Origin of the sequence: Protofrankia sp. Cj5 (genome assembly GCF_917627405.1) — a bacterium.
Taxonomy (GTDB): Bacteria; Actinomycetota; Actinomycetes; order Frankiales; family Frankiaceae; genus Protofrankia.
This window is the reverse complement of sequence record NZ_CAKJTO010000021.1, coordinates 17,768-36,986: the sequence shown is the minus strand read 5'-3', so window position 1 is coordinate 36,986 and position 19,219 is coordinate 17,768. Positions and strand designations below refer to the sequence as shown.

At 68.0% G+C, this 19,219-nt stretch carries 17 protein-coding genes and 1 pseudogene; 11 read left to right on the top strand and 7 right to left on the bottom strand.

The window, feature by feature from the left end; translation table 11 throughout:
* Positions 1 to 218 precede the first annotated feature (218 nt).
* From MJ777_RS07040 to MJ777_RS07025, 4 genes and pseudogenes are all read left to right on the top strand, one after another.
* Positions 219 to 1,017: pseudogene (locus MJ777_RS07040) on the top strand (hypothetical protein).
* 314 nt (positions 1,018 to 1,331) lie between these two features.
* On the top strand, positions 1,332 to 2,570 hold the full coding sequence (locus MJ777_RS23030; protein WP_239309738.1) for a PP2C family protein-serine/threonine phosphatase: 1,239 nt from the start codon (positions 1,332 to 1,334) through the stop codon (positions 2,568 to 2,570).
* Positions 2,571 to 3,049: 479 nt separating this feature from the next.
* A complete protein-coding gene (locus tag MJ777_RS07030; RefSeq protein ID WP_239374311.1) occupies positions 3,050 to 3,850 on the top strand; it encodes a GAF and ANTAR domain-containing protein in 801 nt (266 codons plus the stop codon).
* A gap of 179 nt (positions 3,851 to 4,029) precedes the next feature.
* Entirely contained in the window at positions 4,030 to 4,716 is a 687-nt protein-coding gene (locus MJ777_RS07025) for a hypothetical protein (protein WP_239309736.1), read from the top strand.
* Positions 4,717 to 4,731: 15 nt separating this feature from the next.
* On the opposite strand, the gene MJ777_RS07020 is transcribed toward MJ777_RS07025, so the two are convergent.
* From MJ777_RS07020 to MJ777_RS06990, 7 genes are all read right to left on the bottom strand, one after another.
* Entirely contained in the window at positions 4,732 to 5,574 is an 843-nt protein-coding gene (locus MJ777_RS07020) for a PP2C family protein-serine/threonine phosphatase (RefSeq protein WP_239347624.1), read from the bottom strand.
* A gap of 635 nt (positions 5,575 to 6,209) precedes the next feature.
* Positions 6,210 to 8,873, bottom strand: a complete 2,664-nt coding sequence (mgtA, locus tag MJ777_RS07015; RefSeq protein WP_239309734.1) for a magnesium-translocating P-type ATPase — start codon at positions 8,871 to 8,873, stop codon at positions 6,210 to 6,212.
* A gap of 101 nt (positions 8,874 to 8,974) precedes the next feature.
* Entirely contained in the window at positions 8,975 to 9,559 is a 585-nt protein-coding gene (locus MJ777_RS07010; RefSeq protein WP_239374341.1) for a DoxX family membrane protein, read from the bottom strand.
* Positions 9,560 to 9,606: 47 nt separating this feature from the next.
* On the bottom strand, positions 9,607 to 12,012 hold the full coding sequence (locus MJ777_RS07005; RefSeq protein ID WP_239309744.1) for a phosphoketolase: 2,406 nt from the start codon (positions 12,010 to 12,012) through the stop codon (positions 9,607 to 9,609).
* Positions 12,013 to 12,775: 763 nt separating this feature from the next.
* Positions 12,776 to 12,994 carry a three-helix bundle dimerization domain-containing protein gene (locus tag MJ777_RS07000; RefSeq protein WP_239309733.1) on the bottom strand — a complete coding sequence of 73 codons (219 nt, stop codon included), beginning with the start codon at positions 12,992 to 12,994 and terminating at the stop codon, positions 12,776 to 12,778.
* A 189-nt stretch (positions 12,995 to 13,183) separates the two neighbouring features.
* Positions 13,184 to 13,861, bottom strand: a complete 678-nt coding sequence (locus MJ777_RS06995; protein ID WP_239309732.1) for a hypothetical protein — start codon at positions 13,859 to 13,861, stop codon at positions 13,184 to 13,186.
* A gap of 178 nt (positions 13,862 to 14,039) precedes the next feature.
* Entirely contained in the window at positions 14,040 to 14,840 is an 801-nt protein-coding gene (locus MJ777_RS06990) for a GAF and ANTAR domain-containing protein (protein WP_239309731.1), read from the bottom strand.
* A 712-nt stretch (positions 14,841 to 15,552) separates the two neighbouring features.
* Between MJ777_RS06990 and MJ777_RS06985 the strand changes: the two genes are divergently transcribed.
* The 7 genes from MJ777_RS06985 (at position 15,553) to MJ777_RS06955 (ending at position 19,004) form a co-directional block, all read left to right on the top strand.
* On the top strand, positions 15,553 to 16,044 hold the full coding sequence (locus tag MJ777_RS06985) for an STAS domain-containing protein (RefSeq protein WP_239309730.1): 492 nt from the start codon (positions 15,553 to 15,555) through the stop codon (positions 16,042 to 16,044).
* Positions 16,041 to 16,337 carry a GlsB/YeaQ/YmgE family stress response membrane protein gene (locus MJ777_RS06980; RefSeq protein WP_239309728.1) on the top strand — a complete coding sequence of 99 codons (297 nt, stop codon included), beginning with the start codon at positions 16,041 to 16,043 and terminating at the stop codon, positions 16,335 to 16,337. Before MJ777_RS06985 ends, MJ777_RS06980 begins: the two co-directional genes overlap by 4 nt.
* 2 nt (positions 16,338 to 16,339) lie before the next feature.
* The gene (locus MJ777_RS06975) at positions 16,340 to 16,783 is read left to right on the top strand and encodes an STAS domain-containing protein (RefSeq protein WP_239374305.1); all 444 of its coding nucleotides are present in this window, start codon (positions 16,340 to 16,342) and stop codon (positions 16,781 to 16,783) included.
* 44 nt (positions 16,784 to 16,827) lie between these two features.
* A complete protein-coding gene (locus MJ777_RS06970; protein WP_239309726.1) occupies positions 16,828 to 17,064 on the top strand; it encodes a hypothetical protein in 237 nt (78 codons plus the stop codon).
* Positions 17,065 to 17,073: 9 nt separating this feature from the next.
* Complete coding sequence (locus tag MJ777_RS06965) at positions 17,074 to 17,571, top strand: general stress protein (RefSeq protein ID WP_239309724.1); 498 nt, start codon at positions 17,074 to 17,076, stop codon at positions 17,569 to 17,571.
* Positions 17,572 to 17,947: 376 nt separating this feature from the next.
* Positions 17,948 to 18,289 (top strand): lipopolysaccharide assembly protein LapA domain-containing protein, encoded by a 342-nt coding sequence (locus MJ777_RS06960; protein ID WP_239374302.1) that lies wholly within the window; start codon positions 17,948 to 17,950, stop codon positions 18,287 to 18,289.
* A gap of 193 nt (positions 18,290 to 18,482) precedes the next feature.
* Positions 18,483 to 19,004: a DUF5994 family protein gene (locus tag MJ777_RS06955; RefSeq protein WP_239309721.1), complete on the top strand. Its 522-nt coding sequence runs from the start codon at positions 18,483 to 18,485 to the stop codon at positions 19,002 to 19,004.
* The last annotated feature ends 215 nt before the right edge of the window (positions 19,005 to 19,219 follow it).

The following is a 19,219-nucleotide window of genomic DNA, read 5'->3' as shown; positions in this document are numbered from 1 at the left end:
TTCACAGGGGCCTCCTTCGTCGATGACGTGAGCAACCCCCAGGAACTACCCAGCTGGGAGTGTCACGAGGAGCGGAGGCCCCGCTCCTTCATCGCATCAACGGGCTGGGCGAGGGTGGACCATGTGTACCAGCATCCGAACCGTTTGATCTTGGTTGCTGGCCCTGAAATTACTGTCCGTCCGGTCGCTACGCGGGCCCTGGCCAGGGTCGATGTCCAGTGACCGCGCGGACCTCTACATCATCTACCGAATCGAACAGGCGTTCCGTAGACCTGGCGGTTCCGGACTCTTCGATCCGTCTCGTGACCGTGATCGTCGGCGTGGTCGTTGCGCTAACGTTCCTCTTCGGCTTCGGGAACGTGCTCGCGCTCGGGCTACGTCTCGGCGTTCCGATATGGGTAGCGCCGCTCGTCGCGCCCGCCGTTGATCTGTCGGTCGTCGGCCTGCTGCTCGGCAGCCGGCAACTCGCTGTGAACGGCGGGCCAGTAGAAGTGCTGCGCTCGGCACGGAGGCTTCTCATCTTCGCGAGCATGGTAACGCTGGCGTTGAACATCGCGGAACCCTTGATTGCCGGCCGGTACGGCAAGGCAGCATTCGACGCCGTCGGACCGGTGCTCCTGATCGGTTGGGCCGAGGTCGCCCCGGGTCTCCTGTACGCCATGCAAATCACAGCGGCCGACCGCCGGCATCTGGCCGAGACGCCGGCTGCCGACAACCCGTCCCCGACAGGGGTCAAGGATCGCCACGCTGCGCCTGCTGTCGAGCCGGTCGGGGATGGGACTGCTGTCGCGGTCCCGCTGTCGCGCGAGCCCGCGCGCGAGGCACACAGGCAGGACCTGCTACCGGGCCCGGGCCGAGGATGTGTTGCATTGGCAGCAGCACCAACGCCCGATCTCCGCGGAAACGCTGCGCAAGCGGCTAGCCGTTGGCACCGGCACCGCCCGCGGTCTGGTGACCCGGCTGCGCACCGATACCCACAGCGCACTCGACAGTCAGGCCGGCCCGGCGGCGCCGTAGAGCTCTGGGCCGGTTCCGTCTCGATTGGCTCCGTCGTTCATTCATCGACCCGATTGCGGACCCAATCGGAAATGAGGAAGCCGAGCGCGCAGGACGACCGCCGTGCCTTGAGCTCGGCGGCCGGTGCCGACTGGGAACGGAACGAACGTCGGAAAGATGAAGGTCAAAGGGTACGGCTCGCCCCGACTCCACCGGGACTTGACAGTCCTCCGCTCCGCCGATCGGGAGTGAATCGGGGTGTCGACGTGACCGGCCGACGTCATCTAGGGACGCTCGCACGGGCCAGGGTTGGTCGCCGGGGAGAAGAGGTTTTTGTGGTAGAAGGTGAACGACAGTCCAGCAAGGTCATGGTGGATCGGTCGGAGGGGTTCGGTGAGCGACTGCTGGGTGTGCTGCTGGACCGTGCTCACGAGATGCCGCCGCAGCTGATCGCCCCTCTGGTGGCGGAGGAGATCGGAAGGATTGGTGGCCGGGATGTCTCGATCCTTCTGCAGGACTATGAGCAGTTGATGCTGACGCCGCTGCCTGGCAGGGGCCTCTCGGTCGGGGAGCCCGAGTCGATCGATGACTCTCCTGCCGGCATGGCCTTCCTTCGCGCGATGCCCGTCGAGCAGCAGCAAGGTGATGGAATACGGATGTTCCTGCCGCTGCTGGACGGTAGCGACCAGGTAGGGGTGATGGCCTTCACTCTCGACCGGGTCGATGATGATGACCGGCGCTTGCTGAGGCGGCTCGCCGGCCTTGTCGCCGACATGATTGTCACCAAAAGTAATTATACCGACCAGTTCTTTCGGGCTCGGCGCCGCGAACCCATGAGTGTGGCCGCGGAAATCCAGTGGTCGCTGCTGCCGCCGCTGACCATGATTACCCCGCAGGTCACAGTGGCCGGCATCCTCGAACCCGCCTACAACATCGCGGGCGACAGTTTCGACTACGCCCTCAACGAAGACATCCTCCATGCGGCCGTCATCGACGCCATGGGCCATAGCCTGGACGCCGCGGTGCTGGCAACGGTCGCTATTGGCGCCTACCGGCACGCCAGACGCGCCGACATCGGGCTGGCTGAGCTGTACATGTTCATGGACGCGGCCATCCATAGGCAGTTCGGGCCCGATCACTTCGTCACGGCACAGATGATGCGTCTGGATATTGGAACAGGTCGTCTGCAATGGGTCAATGCGGGTCACCCGCCGGCGCTGCTGATCCGCGATCGTAAGGTTATCCAGGCTCTGGAGGGTCCGGGTACTCTTCCGGTCGGCTTCGGTGGCGATATACCGCAGGTCAATGAACAGACGCTGTGGCGTGGTGACCGGGTGCTGTTCTTCACCGACGGTCTCATCGAGGAGCATGAGAAGGGCGGCGAGCAGTTCGGCGAAGAACGTCTGATCAATTTCGTTGAGAGTGCCCGGGGTAACAGCGCGCGGGAGATGGTGCGGAGTCTGTCTCATGCGTTGATGCGGGAACGGCGCGGGGTCACGACCGACGATGCGACACTTTTCCTAGTCGAGTGGTGCGGAGGCAGCGCCGACCATCTCGCCAGCGTAGATATCTGATCGGAACGGGGGTCGCGTCCGGGCGTCCCCTTTTTCGTGTCGTGCGGGTCCACGGCGACTGTAGTCAGGAGCCGGAGCCTCACGTCCTGGCTCCCGCGCGGCCCACCCTGTCGCAGGCAGGGAGCGGGCCGACATCCGAGCACGGGCGCACCATGATAAAGTGAAGGCCGACCGGAATCCTATGAATCCGGAATCTTCCAGATCTCGATGCCAGGCCGGTCTCAGTGCCGGCCGAGGCCATCCGGCGGCCCTTATCGCCGGACTGAGGCGACCGTCATGATGGCGGGCCACATTGCTGTACCTCTCGGTCAGGTTGGCTTCGCTTTCCGCGACGACGGTGGCGGCGAACCCGTCGAGCTCCAGATTTCCCTGAGGGTCTCCCGGCCCGAGGCGACCACCGGCGGTGGGGCACAGCCGCGGCTGGCCCCGGCCCACGGCAGTCGGTCCGTTGACGGCGGGGGATGCCTGGTTTGGCGACCATGACCGAGTTTGATGATGACCTTGTCATGCTGACGCCGGAGCTGAGTTCGGCGCAGGCGTGGGCCGATGACCTCGACTTGCGTGCTGGCCTGGCCGGCCTCGCTGGTCTGGTGTCCGGTTCCCTGGACCTGCAGGGGCTGCTGACCAGGGTGGCGAGTTTCGCGGCCCAGGCGATCCCCGGCGCTGACGGCGCCGGGGTGACGTTGCTGCGCCCCGACCGGGATGACGACCGGGTCAAGGCGCTGGCGGCGAGCGCGCCGTTTGTCCGGGATATCGACGAGATCCAGTACGTGGTCCTCAACGAAGGTCCCTGTATCACCGCCACTCTCGATCGGCGTACGGTCCGTTCGGGATCGCTCGGCGGCGAACGGCAGTGGCCGCGCTTCGGCCCGCGGGTTGGCCGCCTCGGCGTGCACAGTGTGTTGTCGCTGCCGTTGCTGCTACCGGACCAGGTAGTGGGAGCGATCAACGTCTACGCCCACGGCAAGGACGTCTTCGACGCGCACGCCGCCGAGCTCGGCGAGCTGTTCGCGGCCCCGGCGGCTGTCGCGGTGCACAACGCCCAGGTGCTGGCCCAGGCTCTGAACCTCACGATCCAGCTGCAGGCCGCTCTGTCGAGCAGGCCGGTCATCGATCAGGCCATCGGACTGTTGCGTGGGCGCAACGGTGGGACCGCGGAGGAGGCGTTCGCGCGGCTGCGCGCGATGAGCCAGCGCGAGAACGTCAAACTCGCCGCCGTCGCCGAGCGCATGGTCGATGAGGCGGTCCGTCGTGCCCGCGCCCGCAACCGCGACATGTAGCTCGACTGTCGATCCTCTGTGATCACGCGGCGGGTTCGACCGAGTAGCCTGAGATATGGCACCCTTGGATTCGGGGCCCCGACTCGTGTCCGGTGCCCCACCAAGCACCGCGGCCTGCGGTACTCGGCTTTGTGGCCGAAAATGGGCGTTCGGGGACGCCGTTTCGGAGAAACCCCGCCGTGGATATTTCCACAGCCTTGGCCGCGGACCTCGCGGCTCTCACCGAATCGTTGGACGAGCCCGGCGTGGATGTCTCGCAAACTCTGCGGCAACTCTCTGTCGACGCCAAGATTGCCGTTGGCTCCTATATCGGACTATCGGCCGTACTTTTCGCCGGTGGGCGCGTGCTCACTTTCACCGCGTTCGAAGAGGGCGCCGAACCCGAAGACATCCGTGCCTCTCTACGGCTGTCCCTGCCGCCGCGCGTCTCCGCGGCCGAAGACCCGGAGACCACGATCTTTCTGATCCTCTTTGCCGCGATACCGGGAGCCTTCGTTGACCTCGCGACCGATCTGAGCTGGCTGACCGGCGACGGTCTCAACCGCGGCCCCGGCGGATTCGTCCTCGACGAGGACCTCACAGCGCCGCACGATCCGGCCGCACCGAGCGGGCTGAGGGCACTGTCGATCATCGAGCAGGCCATCGGCGTGCTGATCGGCCGAGGCAGTACGCCCGAGCAGGCCTCGGCGCACCTCGACCTGCTGGCCGCCGACACTCGCGCCGACCGGCTCGCCGCGGCCGGCGCCATCCTCGCCGAGCTGGACACCACGAGTCCGACAGGCCCGGGAGGCGGCGATGGGCGCCCGGCGCGCGCACGGGGGCCTGATAGTGAGGCGGTACCCACCGAACCGCCGCGAGACCCGTAGCGTCACTCGTCGAGTTCACAGTATTGGGTGTAGATCGGTGGCGCGCAGGGCGAGGAGTGCGATGTCGTCGGCATGGGATCCGCCCGTAAAGGCGAGCACATCCGCCTCGATTTCGTCCACGAGATTTCGCGGGCTGAACTGTCCCGTCGCGGCGAGGAGAGCCCGGAGGCGTTCTTCGCCGTACTGTTCGCGGTCCTGTCGAGCTTCGGTGACGCCGTCCGTGTAGAGAAGCAGCGTCTCTCCCGTTCGCAGGGTCATCCGTACATTCCTCAGTCCGGCTTTGGCGTACAGGCCCAGAGGCAGTCCGTGATGCCCGACGGCGCGCACCGCGCCGGCGGAGTTGCGCAGCAGAACGGGCATATGCCCCGCCGACGTGAGGAGCACGCGGACTCCGGCGGACCCTGGAAACAGCATGACGTACGTGGCGGTCAGGAAACGCTCGCCGTCGGGCTCGCGGGTCAGCAACGCGGTGTTGAGGCGGTCGAGTACCCGCGACGGAGTCTTCTCAGCCGTCGCGATGGCGCGGATCGTCTGGCGTGCCCACGCCGCGAGCATCGCAGCTTCCGGCCCGTGGCCGCTGACGTCTCCGATCACGGCGTCCCAGCGTTCCACGATCGGTTCACGCAGCGTGCGTACTCGCTGCGTGTAGGACTCGGAGTCCGCGCCGGCGAACAGGCGCACAGGGAACATGTCGTAGAAGTCGCCCAGTGCCCCCACGCTGTCAGCCGCCGGGAGACAGCGCGCGGCGACCTGCATCCCCGGGACGCCGGACGTCCGCGGGGGCAGCAGACCCGGATATGGCAACAGGTGTGTGAGTCGCTCGTCGACGTCGGGCTCTACGCGCGGTCGCGCTCGCATGAGCCGCCACTTCCCAGCGCCGCGCACGATCCGACGAGGTCGACCGCCACAGGCGCGATCGCCGCGTCGCCACGATCATGAAAATTCACGGTGCCGGCTCGGTCAGCAGCATGCCCACAGGCGTGGACGGCGCGGAGGTGGAAACGTTGTGAGCGGACATGAGGTGCCTCTACAGGAGAGATCACCGATGCGCCCGGCGGCTAGGCCTGCAGCCCATAGGGCCGCGACGCTGACGCGCGGCAGCCCCGGCCCGGGCTGGCTGTTTCCCAGCGGCATAATCGTACGCCGGGCCCGATCGACTGTCCGGCGCCGGACGGAGTGCCCGGTCGCGAAATGTCGTTGGCTGCGCGCGCTATCGACCTGACGGCGATGTCAATAGCTGGTTGCGGTCCTCATGTGTTCTCCTTGGAGCGGCAGCAGAGCACTGCCTGAGGGTGCCGGGCGCGACTACTCACGAAACCACGGCCAGGACCGAGCCCGGTCCGCCGGCGAGGACATTCCGCCGGCGACGCGGAGCCTCGCCCGACAACGCTCTGCTCGACGAGGCGCTGTCGTCGAGCAGAGCAGCTTGCGGCCCGTCGATACGGCTCCGACGGCAGGCAGGCGCCGCTCACCCACCGGGTCTGGTGGTCGGGTCATCCGGCCTTCTTCGGAGTGTGCTCGGCGTGTCCGCGGAGGCTGAAGCGGCCAGCGCGGCGGTGTAGTGCCCGCATCGTGGAAGAACGCCGGCGAGCGGGTGGGGTGATGCCGGCGCCGCGGTAGAAGACCCGCTTGCCGGCCTCGATCAGCGCGAGGTAGCCGATGACCAGGCCGACCAGCGCCGCGAAGAACGCGAGGGGCAGCGGACTGAGACCGAGGAGGTGCGCGAGCGGGCTTGCTGGGAGCACCGACCCGATGATCACGACGGTCACGGCCGCGAGAGCCAGCGGCAGGCTCGGGCGGCTGCGGAAGAACGGCACGTGCCGGGTCCGGACCGCGAAGATCACGAGGGTCTGGGTGGCGAGGGATTCCACGAACCAGCCGGAACGGAACTCGCCGGCGCCGGCGTGGAAGATCCACAGCATGACGCCGAAGGTGACGAAGTCGAACACGGAGCTGAGCGGGCCGAAGAACATCATGAATCGGCGGATGAAGCCGATGTCCCATTGCGAGGGTGCGCGTAGCTGCGCCTCGTCGACGTGGTCGGTGGGGATGGCGAGCTGGCTGGTGTCGTAGAGCAGGTTGTTCAGCAGGATCTGGGACGGCAGCATCGGCAGGAATGACAGGAACAGTGAGGCGCCGGCGGCGGAGAACATGTTCCCGAAGTTGCTGGAGGTTCCCATCAGGACGTATTTGATGGTGTTTGCGAAGATTCGTCTGCCTTCGGCGACGCCGTCGGCGAGCACGTCGAGGTTCTTCTCCAGCAGGATCACGTCGGCGGCGTCCTTGGCGACGTCGGTGGCGGAGTCGACGGAGATCCCGACGTCGGCGGCGTGTAGGGCGAGCGCGTCGTTGACGCCGTCGCCGAGGAAGGCGACTCCGCCGCCGCTGCGGCGCTGCACGCGGACGATCCGGGCTTTGTCCTGCGGGCTTACCCGGGCGAAGACGGTCGTTGCGCCGATGGCCGTGGCGAGCGCGTCGTCGTCCAGTTCGTCCAGCTGGGTACCCGTCATGGCGTTGCCGCTGTCCAGGCCGAGGTCGTGGCAGACCTTGACCGCGACGGCCGCGTTGTCGCCGGTCACGACCTTGACCGCGATGCCCAGCCCGGCCAGTCGGGTGAGCGCGCCGGCGGCGTCGGGCTTGGGAGGGTCGAGGAACACCAGCAGGCCGGCCAGCCGCAGGTGTCGCTCGTCGGCTGCCGTCGGTGCGCGGTCCTCGGTGGTGGGGCGGGTGGCGACGGCGACGACCCGGTTGCCGGCCGCGAACTCGGCGGCCAGCTGGTCCCGCGCCGTCTGGGGCACGTCGAGGCAGCGGTCCAGGACGGATTCCGGGGCGCCCTTGGTTACCAGGGTGATCTGGTCGGCGGTGTCGCGGACCAGGACCGAGACCATTTTCCGGTCGTGATCGAAGGGCAGCGTGCCCAGGCGGGTGTAGGCGCCGAGCGCGGCCAGCTGCCCGGGAACCGGCGGAGCCCGCCATAGCGCCTGGTCGAGCGGGTTTCCGCCCACGACGTCCGTCCCCGCCGCCGGCATGTTCTCGGTGGCGAGCAGCCCCCACCGCAGGACCGTCTCAGCGTCGGTGTCCGTGGCGGGTACCGCGCGCATGTAGTCGATGTGTCCGGCGGTCAGAGTGCCGGTCTTGTCGGTGAACAGGACGTCGACGTTGCCCAGGTCCTCGATGCAGATCAGCCGTTTGACGAGCACCTTGCGCGCGCTCATCCGTCGCGACCCGGCGGCGAGGCTGCTGGACACGACCGCCGGGAGCAGCTGGGGGGTGATGCCGACGGCGATCGCCAGCGAGAACAGCAGCGCATCCATGATCGGCCGATGGAGCGCCACGCTGAGCACGAAGATCGACGTGGTCAGCGCCCCGGCGACGTAGACGAGCAGCATCGAGAACTTGCGCAGCCCGATCTGGAACTCGGTGTCCATCGGGTGGGTGCTCAGTCCGGCGGCGATCTTGCCGAGCTCGGTGCGTGGCCCGGTGGCGACCACGACGCCGGTCCCGCTTCCGGCGTTGACCACGGTGCCCATCAGCGCGCAGCCGGTCAGCTCGGCCAGCGGCGTGCCGGCGGGCACCGGTTCGGTGTCCTTGTCGACCGGCAGTGCCTCGCCGGTCAGCACTGATTCGTCGCACGCCAGCCCGGTGGCTTCCAGCAGGCGGATGTCGGCCGGGACGACGTCGCCTAGGCGAAGCGCCACCACGTCGCCCGGCACCAGGTCGGTGACGTCGATCGAGGTCGACGTCGCGTCGCGGATGACCACGGTCTCGTGGCGGATCTGATCGTGGAGCGCCTCGGCGGCTTTCTCGGCCCGGAACTCGTTGACGAACCCCAGCGTCACCGACAGGGCGACGATCACGCCGATGATGACCGCGTCGCCGCGTTCACCCACGAAGTAGGACGCCAGCGCGGCAGTCAGCAGCAGCGCCAGCAGCGGTGACCGCAGCTGATGCCACAGCACCGGAAGCAGCCGAGCCCGGTGCGAGGAAACCGCGTTCGGCCCCCACCGCGCGCGCCGCCGGACGATCTCGCTCGCCGACAGGCCCGAGCCCGCCGAGCTGCCGAGCTGGCGCAGCAGGTCGGCTCCGGCCACTCCCGCGACAGCGCTGATATCCGGCGCCACGCCCGGCTCCCTGGTCGACACGGCCGTAGCCGTCATAAGTGCTCACCGCCAGGGACCCGGACGGTCGTGACATCGGTCGAGTCCAGGATCGCGCTCGTCGGGAGGTCAGGGATCTCGCGGCGCATCGTCCGGGTTTTCTAGACGAGCCAGGGCAGGCGTCGGACCAGGGGGGTGGTGGCCCAGAGGCGGCCGAGTCCGAGGGTGCGACCGGCGCCGAGGAAGGCGAGGACGACGAGGACCGCGGCGTAGATGAGGTGTTCGTCAAGGAACGGGTTGCTGGCCGGTGGGAGGACGGCGCTCCACATCATGACGGTCAGGACTGCCCCGCCGGTCGCGGCCAGCCACATGCCGATGCCGAGGATCAGTGCTGTGCCGATCGCGACCAGGGCGATCATGAACAGGACGTCGGCGAAGGTCGTGCCGGCCAGCGAGTGGTAGAAGCCGGTGAGTGGGCCTTTGGCGGCGGAGCCGAGGAATCCCTTGGTGGGGCTACCGCCGTGGATCCACGCCTTCGCCGAGGTCGTGTCGTGGCCCAGGCCGAATGTCTTGTCCAGGAATGCCCACAGGAACACCCAGCCCAGGGCGAGCCGGATGCCTGCCAGCAGGTAGCGGACGGCCGGAGCTGGGCGCCCGTTGTCATCGACGCGCGGAGGCGTCGGCGTGCCAGCGGGTCGGTTGATGGTCTCGGCCGGGGTGTCGTGCTGATGGGCGATGTCGACCATCGCGCTCACATTCCTTCGTTTCTCGTGGATCAGATGCGCTGTCTCGCTCAGGTACCCGGGGTCGCTGTCGCTGGCCAGGTCCATGCGGAGATGAGCGGGTCGTCCTCGCCGTGCGCGCGGGTGTAGGCGCGGGCCGCGATGCGGGTGTCGGACATCAGCTGGCGTGTCGTCGCGGCGTGGCTGCCGAGCGTGGGGACCCGGTCGATGACGTCCATGACCAGGTGGTATCGGTCGAGGTCGTTGAGCATGACCATGTCGAACGGTGTGGTCGTGGTGCCTTCTTCTTTGTAGCCGCGGACGTGCAGGCCGTGGTGGTTGTTGCGGCGGTAGGTGAGCTGGTGGATGACCGACGGGTAGCCGTGGAAGGCGAAGATGGTCGGGGTGTCCGGGGGGAACAGCGCGTCGAAGTCGCGGTCGGAGAGCCCGTGCGGGTGTTCGGTCTCGGGGACCAGGCGCATGAGGTCGACGACGTTGACGACCCGGACGTTCAGAGCGGGCAGGTGGATGCGCAGCAGGTCCGCGGCGGCGAGCGTTTCGAGGGTGGAGATGTCGCCCGCGCAGGCGAGCACGACGTCGGGGTTGTCGTGACCGGTGCTGGCCCACGGCCAGATCCCGAGGCCGCGGGTGCAGTGCGCGACGGCCTCGTCCATGTCCAGGTAGGTCAGCGCGGGCTGTTTGCCGGCGATGACGAGGTTGATGTAGTCCCGGCTGCGTAGGCAGTGGTCGGCCACGGAGAGCAGGGTGTTGGCATCCGGTGGCAGGTAGACCCGGACGATCTCCGACTTCTTGGTGATGAGGTGGTCGATGAAGCCGGGGTCCTGGTGGGAGAAGCCGTTGTTGTCCTGGCGCCAGACGTGTGAGGACAGCAGGTAGTTCAGCGACGCGATGGGGGCGCGCCAGGGGATGCGGCGGCTGGTCTTGAGCCATTTGGCGTGCTGGTTGACCATGGAGTCGACGATGTGGATGAACGCCTCGTAGCAGTTGAACAGCCCGTGGCGGCCGGTGAGCAGATAGCCCTCCAGCCAGCCCTGGCACAGGTGCTCGGAGAGGATCTCCATGACCCGTCCGTCCGGCGCGAGGTGGTCGTCGCCGGGCAGCGTGGCGGCGTCCCAGGCCCGGTCCGTCGTCTCGAAGACGGCAGTGAGCCGGTTGGAGACGGTCTCGTCCGGGCCGACGAGGCGGAACCGGTCCGGGTTGTTCGCGATGACGTCGCGCAGGAAGACGCCGAGTACCCGGGTGGCCTCGCTGGTCTGCGTGGCCGGGTGGGTGACGGGGACGGCGTAGCCCCGGAAGTCGGGCAGGGCGAGGTCGCGCAGTAGCCGGCCGCCGTTGGCGTGCGGGTTCGCGCTCATCCGGCGATCCCCGCGTGGGGCGAGCGCCTGGAGTTCAGGGAGGAGCCTGCCGGCGGCGTCGAAGAGCTCCTCGGGCCGGTAACCGCGCATCCACTCCTCGAGTTGGGCGCGGTGGACGGGGTTGGTACGGGTCTCGGCGAGGGGTACCTGATGGGCACGCCAGGTGCCCTCGACCGGGAGGCCGTCGACGATCTTCGGTCCGGTCCAGCCCTTCGGCGTGCGCAGCACGATCATCGGCCACCGCGGCCGGTCCCGGCTCCCGTGGGTGCGGGCGCCGTCCTGGATGGAAGCGATCTCATCGAACGCCTGGTCGAGAGTGGCCGCGAGCTGTTCGTGGACGTGGAACGGGTCGTCGCCGCTGACGAAGTGCGGTTCGTACCCGTAGCCGCGCATCAGCTGGGCGAGTTCGGCGGTGTCGATGCGGGCCAGCACCGCAGGGTTAGCGATCTTGTAGCCGTTGAGGTGCAGGACCGGCAGGACAGCCCCGTCCGTCACCGGGTTCAGGAACTTGTTCGAATGCCAGCTGGCGGCGAGCGGACCGGTCTCGGCCTCGCCGTCGCCGACGACGCACAGGGCGACCAGGTCCGGGTTGTCGAAGACGGCGCCGTAGGCGTGGACGAGGGAGTAGCCGAGCTCGCCGCCCTCGTGGATCGAGCCCGGGGTCTCCGGCGCGACGTGGCTGGGAATGCCGCCGGGGAAGGAGAACTGCCGGAACAGGGTCCGCAGGCCGTCCTCGTCCCGGCTGACCGCCGGATAGGTCTCGCTGTAGGTGCCGTCGAGATAGGCGCCCGCGACCAGGCCCGGACCGCCGTGGCCTGGACCGGTCACGAATAGCACGTTGAGGTCCCGCTCGTTGATCACCCGGTTCAGGTGCGCGTACAGCAGGTTCAGGCCAGGCGTCGTGCCCCAGTGCCCGAGCAGCCGCGGCTTGACGTGCTCGGCGCGCAGTGGTTCCCGTAGCAACGGGTTGTCCATCAGGTAGATCTGACCGACGGACAGGTAGTTCGCGGCCCGCCAATAGGCGTCCAGCAACGTCAGCTCACCTCGGCGCGCCGAGGTGACAGCCACCTCGTCCGCAGTGTCCGTTGTCACGTCGGTCATCGGTTCGGTCATGGCGTGGCTCATTGCGTCACCCACGGTGGTTGGTGCTGGAACTCGGCCTGTGATCGGGCGAGGACCCCGCGACGGGTCCGCGCCGAAGCTGAAGCCAGCTCCTCGCACGGGACGAACCCGGGATGGAGAAGCGACAAGAGGAGACGGGCCGAGAGCGCGCATGGTCATCCCATTCGTGGATCACGATCAGCGGAGGCTGCCCAGTGGCGAGCGAACGCTCACAGATCCCGAGCGAGGCTGCGAGGGATCTGGCCTGGACTGGCTGCTACCCAACCAACGTCAGCGTACCGCCATCCGCGCAGCCTCGGAGTCGAACGGCAGCCCGAGCGTCCGCAGACGTGGCAGCCGGCGCGGACCGTTGGGATCACAGAGGGATTTCGGAGGTCGGCTTCCACGCCTGTGTCGGCCTCGGCGAGCGGCGACCGGCCGGCTGGGGATCGCTGACCGGCGGGCGGCGCCCACCAGCCGGTCCCAGGCGTCAGGTGGGCTGGCCCGCGGGAAGAACGTCCCACCGGACGCGCCACCACCCGCTCCGGCGCAGCCGGGTGGACAGAATGATCCGAACCGCGTCATCAGGTCGTCCCACCCCTGGCCTGTTCGGATTTGGCCAGGCCGTGGGTATTCATCTGGCGCCGAGGGTACGCCGCCCCGCGCGATGGCGGCGATCGGATCAGACTGATCCACGACTGCGCCTCGGGGCTGGCCTCCCGAGTAGCGGCGGCGTCGGTTCGCCGGTGAGCCGGTTGAGCGGCTAGGACGTGATGAGCTGTTGCAACCGGTCCCGGCTCGCGTGTTCGACGAGGTTCGGGACGTAATGCGTGATCGTCGCGTGTGTCAACGGTGCGTAGCAGCTGCGCACTACCGCCTCGACGGTGGGGCCTGGCACCGTCCCGTCGTAGGCGGTTTGGAGGCGTTGAATCAGGATTGTGATCCGCTCGGGAAATTCGTCCCGGACCGGGATCAAGTTCATGACGCTTTGCCTCGACCGAGCGAGATCCTGTGGTGCTGCGTTGACCTCTTGGCGGCGTCGTATCTGACCGTGCTGGTAGCCACGACGGCTCCTTCTCCTGGGACAGTGGCCCCAGGAATTCGGGGCTGTCAGCGGCGATCGCCACCTGTCAGCCCGACTTTGAGTTTACGCCGCGAAACGGATCCGGCGCTACGGGTCTCGTGGCGGCTGGGTGGGTGTCGGCCCCCGGTCGGGGCCGTGTGCGCGCGGTGGGCGCCGTTCGTCGGAGCGCAGGCCTGTCGTGCTCGGCAGGTCTAGTTCGGCGAGGATCGTCTCTGCTGCGGTGGGCCGGTCGACGCTGGTGTAGGCGGCTAGCAGGTCGAGGTGCTGATGCGCCTGTTCCAGGGTGTTGCCTTGGCTGATCAGTACGCCGATGGCCTGGTCGACGGTGGACAGGGCTTTCAGCCCGCTGGGTGTGTCCGGATCGGGTGGCACCGTGAGGTCTTCGTCGAGGACGAAGGCGGCGGTGTCGAGGCTCCCGGCGAGCCAGCTCAGATCGGTCGCAAGGTCAAGAAATGCTCCGGGCGTCGCGGCGAAGAGGATCAGGGATGCGGTGGCCGCGGGATCTTCGGTTCCGGAGACGTTAGTCGGAAGTGATATCCGTAGCGAGGCGCGGATTTCTTCGGGCTCGGCGTCCTCCTCAAGCGCGGTGAATTCCAGGCGCCGTCCGCCGACCGAGAACATGGCCGAGAGCCCAAGATAGGAGTGGACCGCAGTCTTGGTGTCGGCGGCGAGTTGCCGCAGGGTTTGTGAGATATCCGTGCCGGGTTCGTCCAGTGATTCCGTGAGAGCGGCGAGATCCGCGGCCCAAGCGGTGGAAATGTCCACAGCGGGGTTCTCCGAAACGGCGTCCCCGAACGCCTGTTTTCGGCCACGGAGCCGAGTACCGCAGGTCGCGGTGCTGGGTGGGGCACCGGACACGAGTCAGGGCCCCGCATCCAAGGGTGCCGTCTTTCACGGTACTCGGTTGGGCCGGCCGCCCAACCGCGGCGGACGGGCGGTCGGGTTACGTCTGGTGGCTGCGGGCGCGGGCGCGACGGACCGCCTCATCGACGATGCGCTGCGCGACGACGGCGAGTTTGACGTTCTCGTGCTGGCTGATCGCGCGCAGCCGCGCGAACGCCTCCTCCGCGGTCGCGCCGGTACGGCCGCGGAGCAGTCCGATGGCCTGGTCGATGACGGGCCTGCTCGACAGGGCGGTCTGTAGCTGGATCGTGAGGTTCAGAGCCTGGGTCAGCACCTGGGCGTTGTGGACCGCGACCGCGGCCGGGGCCGCGAACAGTTCCCCGAGTTCGGCGGCGTGGTCGTCGAAGACGTCCTTGCCGTGGGCGTAGACGTTGATCGCGCCCACCACCTGGTCCGGTAGCAGCAACGGCAGCGACAGGGCGCTGTGCACCCCGAGGCGGCTGACCCGCGGGCCGAAACGCCGCCACTGGCGGTCGCCGCCCAGGGATCCCGAGCGGACCGTGCGCCGGTCGAGGGTAGCGGTGATGCAGGGGCCTTCGTTGAGGACGACGTATTGGATCTCGTCGATGTCCCGGACGAACGGCGCGCTCGCGGCCAGTGCCTCGATTTTGGTGCCTTCCCGGTCGGCGCGCAGCAACGTCACCCCGGCACCGTCGGCGCCGGGGATCGCTCGGGTGGCGAAGCTCGCCACCCGGGTGAGCAGTTCCTGAAGGTCGAGGGACCCGGACACCAGGCCGGCGAGACCGGCCAGGCCCGCCCGCAGGTCGAGGTCATCGGCCCGTTCCTGCTCGAAACTCAGTGCCGGCGCGACAACGGTGATCTCATCGTCGAACTCTGTCATGGCCGCGTCACCTGCATGTCTGCCCTCCGTGCCGGGCCAGCGGCCGGCCCGGGACGATAGCCCGCAGGTGGTTGGGCGATGGGTGGGTGCGCGATCGTGTCGCTGAGTTGGGCGGCGTCGACCTGGTAGAGAAGTGTGGATGTTCGGCCCGTCTTCATGACGGTCACCTAACCCCGGCGATAAGAGCCGCCAGATGGCCGCAGCCGGGAGGCGACACCGACTCGACGTCGATATTCGTAGAGATCCGGCCGATGCCGAAGCTACCACAGCGCCCTAGCACGCGTTCGATCGTGAACTTCCGTCCGTGGTTGGGCCGAGCGTGGGGATGTTCGGACACCGATGCATCGCGCGGGCGGGCGGGCGGACACCGCGGCCACGCTGCCGCGCGCGGCAGCGTGGCCGCCTGTTGACGCCTCGTCGACATTCGGGTGCTCTTCGGGCTATGCTCGGCCTGCTAGGACATAGCCGGCTCGGGATCGGGAACGCCGCGTAGCTGCCGCGGGACCGCGAGTGTGTTACTCACGCTCGAGCGCCGCCAAGTGATCGTCCTCAGGGTGTCATCTGTGACAGTGTCCAAGGCCTCCGATCGCCTTTGCGCCACTATTTCCGTCTGCGTTTCCTCGTCATCCCCGACCGGGCCGCTGGGTGGGTCGCCGCCGCGTGGCCAGGCACGCCTTGATCATCGACCGTCGGCTGGGATCGGGCGAACGTAGTGGAGTACCGGCGCGATTTTCTCGACGTTCTACTGGGACCCCTCGACAGCACCGAACGGCCCCGCGTGCTGGCCCAGCTCGGAGCCGAAAACGCACGCCAAGGCCTCACGGTCCTGCGTCGGGGTTCCGGTCCCTCCGGGGCCGCGGTGGGGATCGTCACCTCGCATCACGACCAGGTCACGACCGTCCACCTCCTCTCCGCGGCCGGCGTGGTCGCCGCGACATTCCGGGACGCCCTCGACCACGGGATGCACGCCAGGCAACCGCTGCTGGTCGTGGACCTCGGCGAAGTGCCGTCCCTCGGCGCGGCCGCCCTGGAAGTGCTGCTCGCTGCCGCGTCCCGGGCCGCGCGGCGCGGGAGCCGGATCACTGTCCGTGGCGCCCAGCCCGCGGTCTTCCAGGAGTTCCTCGACGCCGGCCTGGTCGTGACGCTCGACGTCCATCCCGCACACCGCCAAGCCGCCGGAATCAGACAGCAGGGAGCACCATGAGCATCATCGCCTGGATCGTGCTGGGACTCATCGCCGGCCTGATCGCCGAAAGGCTGACCGGGGAACGTACCGGCTGGGTCGTCGCGGGAATCGCCGGGATCGCCGGCGCCCTGCTCGGCGGCTGGCTCGCCAAGGTGCTTTTCCACGTCCATTCCCTCCACACGTTCTTCAACGTGTCGACGTGGATCACCGCGATCGTTGGGGCTGTCATCGTTCTGCTGGCCGTTCGCCTGATCACCGGGACGACTGGACATGCGCCACGGGGACGTCGACGCACCACGTCGCGCCACTGACCATGACGAAGACTCTCCTCCCGGTCCCCACGCCGAAGGCGCGGCGCCCGCACAGGTTCGCCTCCCGCTTCCATACCGACATCTACGCCCCGGCCGACCGGACCATCGTGCGCGCGCACGGTGAGATCGACCGCGCCACCCGCACCGCGTTCCGTGCGGCGCTGACGGCCGGCCTGCAGCGGCCACCCTCGCTGCTGATCGTCGACCTCGCCGGCGTGTCCGCGCTGGGCACCTCGGGCCTGGCAGTCCTGCTCGGCGTCGCGAACCGCGCGGCCCACGCCGGCATCCCCATCATGATCATCGGAGCCCGTCCCCGGGTCTACCGGCGCTTCGCCCTGACCCGCCTGGTCGACCGGCTCGATGTGCACCCCACCCCGACCACCCGGACCCTCATATCAGCCGCCGACCCTGCCACCGACCCACCCATCAGCTCAGCCCAGGGATAGATGCCCACGTCGTCCGTGCAGTGGAACTGGTTGGAACTGACTTTATGATCATCATCATCGCGTCCGTGATCCTCTGCACGCCGTACCTCGTGAGCACCCTGCTCCGGGCCCGGCGCACCCGCACTGCCAGCCGGGTCCGCCCGCAACAGGTGGGCGTGAAGACGCGGATCGGGGCCAAGGTCGAGACGGTCAGCCCCGACGAGCCAACGTGGAGTGCGTTGGATGACCGTCAGCTCACCCGCCTCCTGATCGCCGCCGCACCGCGCGCCACCACCGAATAGGACTCCTGTATGACGAAAAGCGAGATGTTCACCGCCGCCCGCCTGGATCTGGAATACCCCATGTCCCTGGGCGTGTACGACCACTACGCCGACGCCCAGCAGGTGGTCGACTACCTCGCTGACCTGGACTTCCCCGTGCAGAACGTGGAAATTGTCGGCACCGAGTTGCGTTCCATCGAACGTGTCACCGGACGCCTGACCCGCGGAAAGATCGCCGCGGCCGGCGCGCTGTCCGGGCTCTGGATCGGACTGTTCGTCGGGATCGCGTTCAGCCTGTTCGGCGATCGGAACCAACTCGGCTTTTTCTTCACCACGCCGCTGCTCGGGGCCGTGTTCGGGCTGGCCTGGAGCCAGCTCGGCTACAGCACGGCGACCCGGCACGGCAGCCGCGACTTCGCCTCGGTCAACCAGATCGTGGCCACCAAGTACGAAGTTCTCGTGGAGCACGCGCACGCCGCTCGCGCGCATGAACTCCTCGCGGCCATGCCGCGCAGGGCGACGGTCTGAGATATCGCCGATCGGTATAACGTCGATGTGGTTGGGAGCTTCAGCCAGTTCGGCAGCAGAGGACGGCAAAGTTCCGGCGAACCCCGGGGGACTTGTACGCCTAACCACCGCTTTGCACCGGCGCCAGGCATCCATGCTCGGATTAATAGCCGTCCGAGACTCGGCGCCGGTTCCACCGCCAGCTCCCATCGATCGGCCGTGCGGACGAGATTCCGGCGTCATTTGTCAACCTCAGCCTTGCGGGCGATGGGTGCCGCTCGCGCGCATGTCAGCATGCTGATATCGGGGCGTATACTCAAAGACGGGACGCCGGCGGCAGTCGCCGATCGGGCCAGCCCCCAATTTCTGGGTCAATTTCCCGGGACAAGGAGCCGTCATGGCTACCGATTTCGTCCAACAGCCCGAAGCCGATGGCCCACCGCGCGTGCCCGAGGATCATGTGGTGCGGTCGACCCGGACGAGCCGTATCTGGACCGCCGCGATCCTGTCGGCTCTCATCTTGATCTTTCTTCTGATCTTCATCGTGGAGAACGGCCAGCGGGTCACCGTGTCGTTCCTGGGAATCGACGGCCATCTACCACTCGGGGTCGCGTTGCTGTTCGCGGCGATCGCTGGCGCGCTGCTCCTCGCGATACCAGGCGTGGGGCGCATCTTCCAGCTCCGCCGCGTGGCTCGACATCACCGGGCTACCGAAGCCGAACCACCGTCGGTGCGCTGACGGCCCGCCTTCCGCACTCCCGCGACGAGCGCCGGGACGAAAATCGCGATCGTTCGGGTATGGGTCCGCGGTGCTACTGTCATAACAGACCGGAAAGTCACGGGTATCGATGCCAAGTCGATGTCGGCACCGGTCTGGGCCATCCGGTGGTTCTCGTCGCCGGAGTGAGGCGGCCGTCATGATGACAGGCCCGATGACTGTACTTCTCGACCAGGCTGATTCCTCGCGTATGGACGATGACGGCGGCGCTCCCACGAGGCTGCGGACCGCGGCGGTGGGCGCGCGCCCGGGGCTCGCTGCCGGCAGCGGCAGGCTGTCGCTGGCCGTGGCACTCGGTCGAAAATCCTTCGACGGCGCGTGGTGGCCGCAATCCTGGCGCCTGGCCAGCGAGCTTCCCGCGCTCGTCGCAGCACTGTCGGACGCGGGTGAGACGGTCGGCCGGATGTCGGTGAACGGTGACATCTGGACCGACATTCCTCGCCGGTTCACGACGGCCACCGGCCCGTCGGTGCGGGTCAGCTGGTTTCGCACCCTCGATCCGCACACGGTGACGCTGTCGGGCGGCTACGGGCCGCGACTCGTGCTGCTCGTGATCCCGCCCCAGACAGCCCCCGAACCAGCCCAAGAGGTACTCCGGATGGCCGCGGATGGCCGACTGGTCGGCCCCGCCGGCCAGATACTGCGCACCGCAGGCATCACATTTCCACCGGAATGACATGCTCATTATTTCCCCCCGCCGACATGGCCGGTGCCGCCTGACCGGCGATCGGGCGGCGTGCCGGTGACTGCATAAGCAACTCTCCGCCGCGCGGAAAGGAATTTACGTTCGCGGCCGACAGGACAGTTCCCTGCTGTGCGTCAGCCAGCAGGCTGGCGGCGGTCTGGGGAGCGGGGACGGTCAGCGCGCCAGCAGCGAGGTGAAGGCGATGA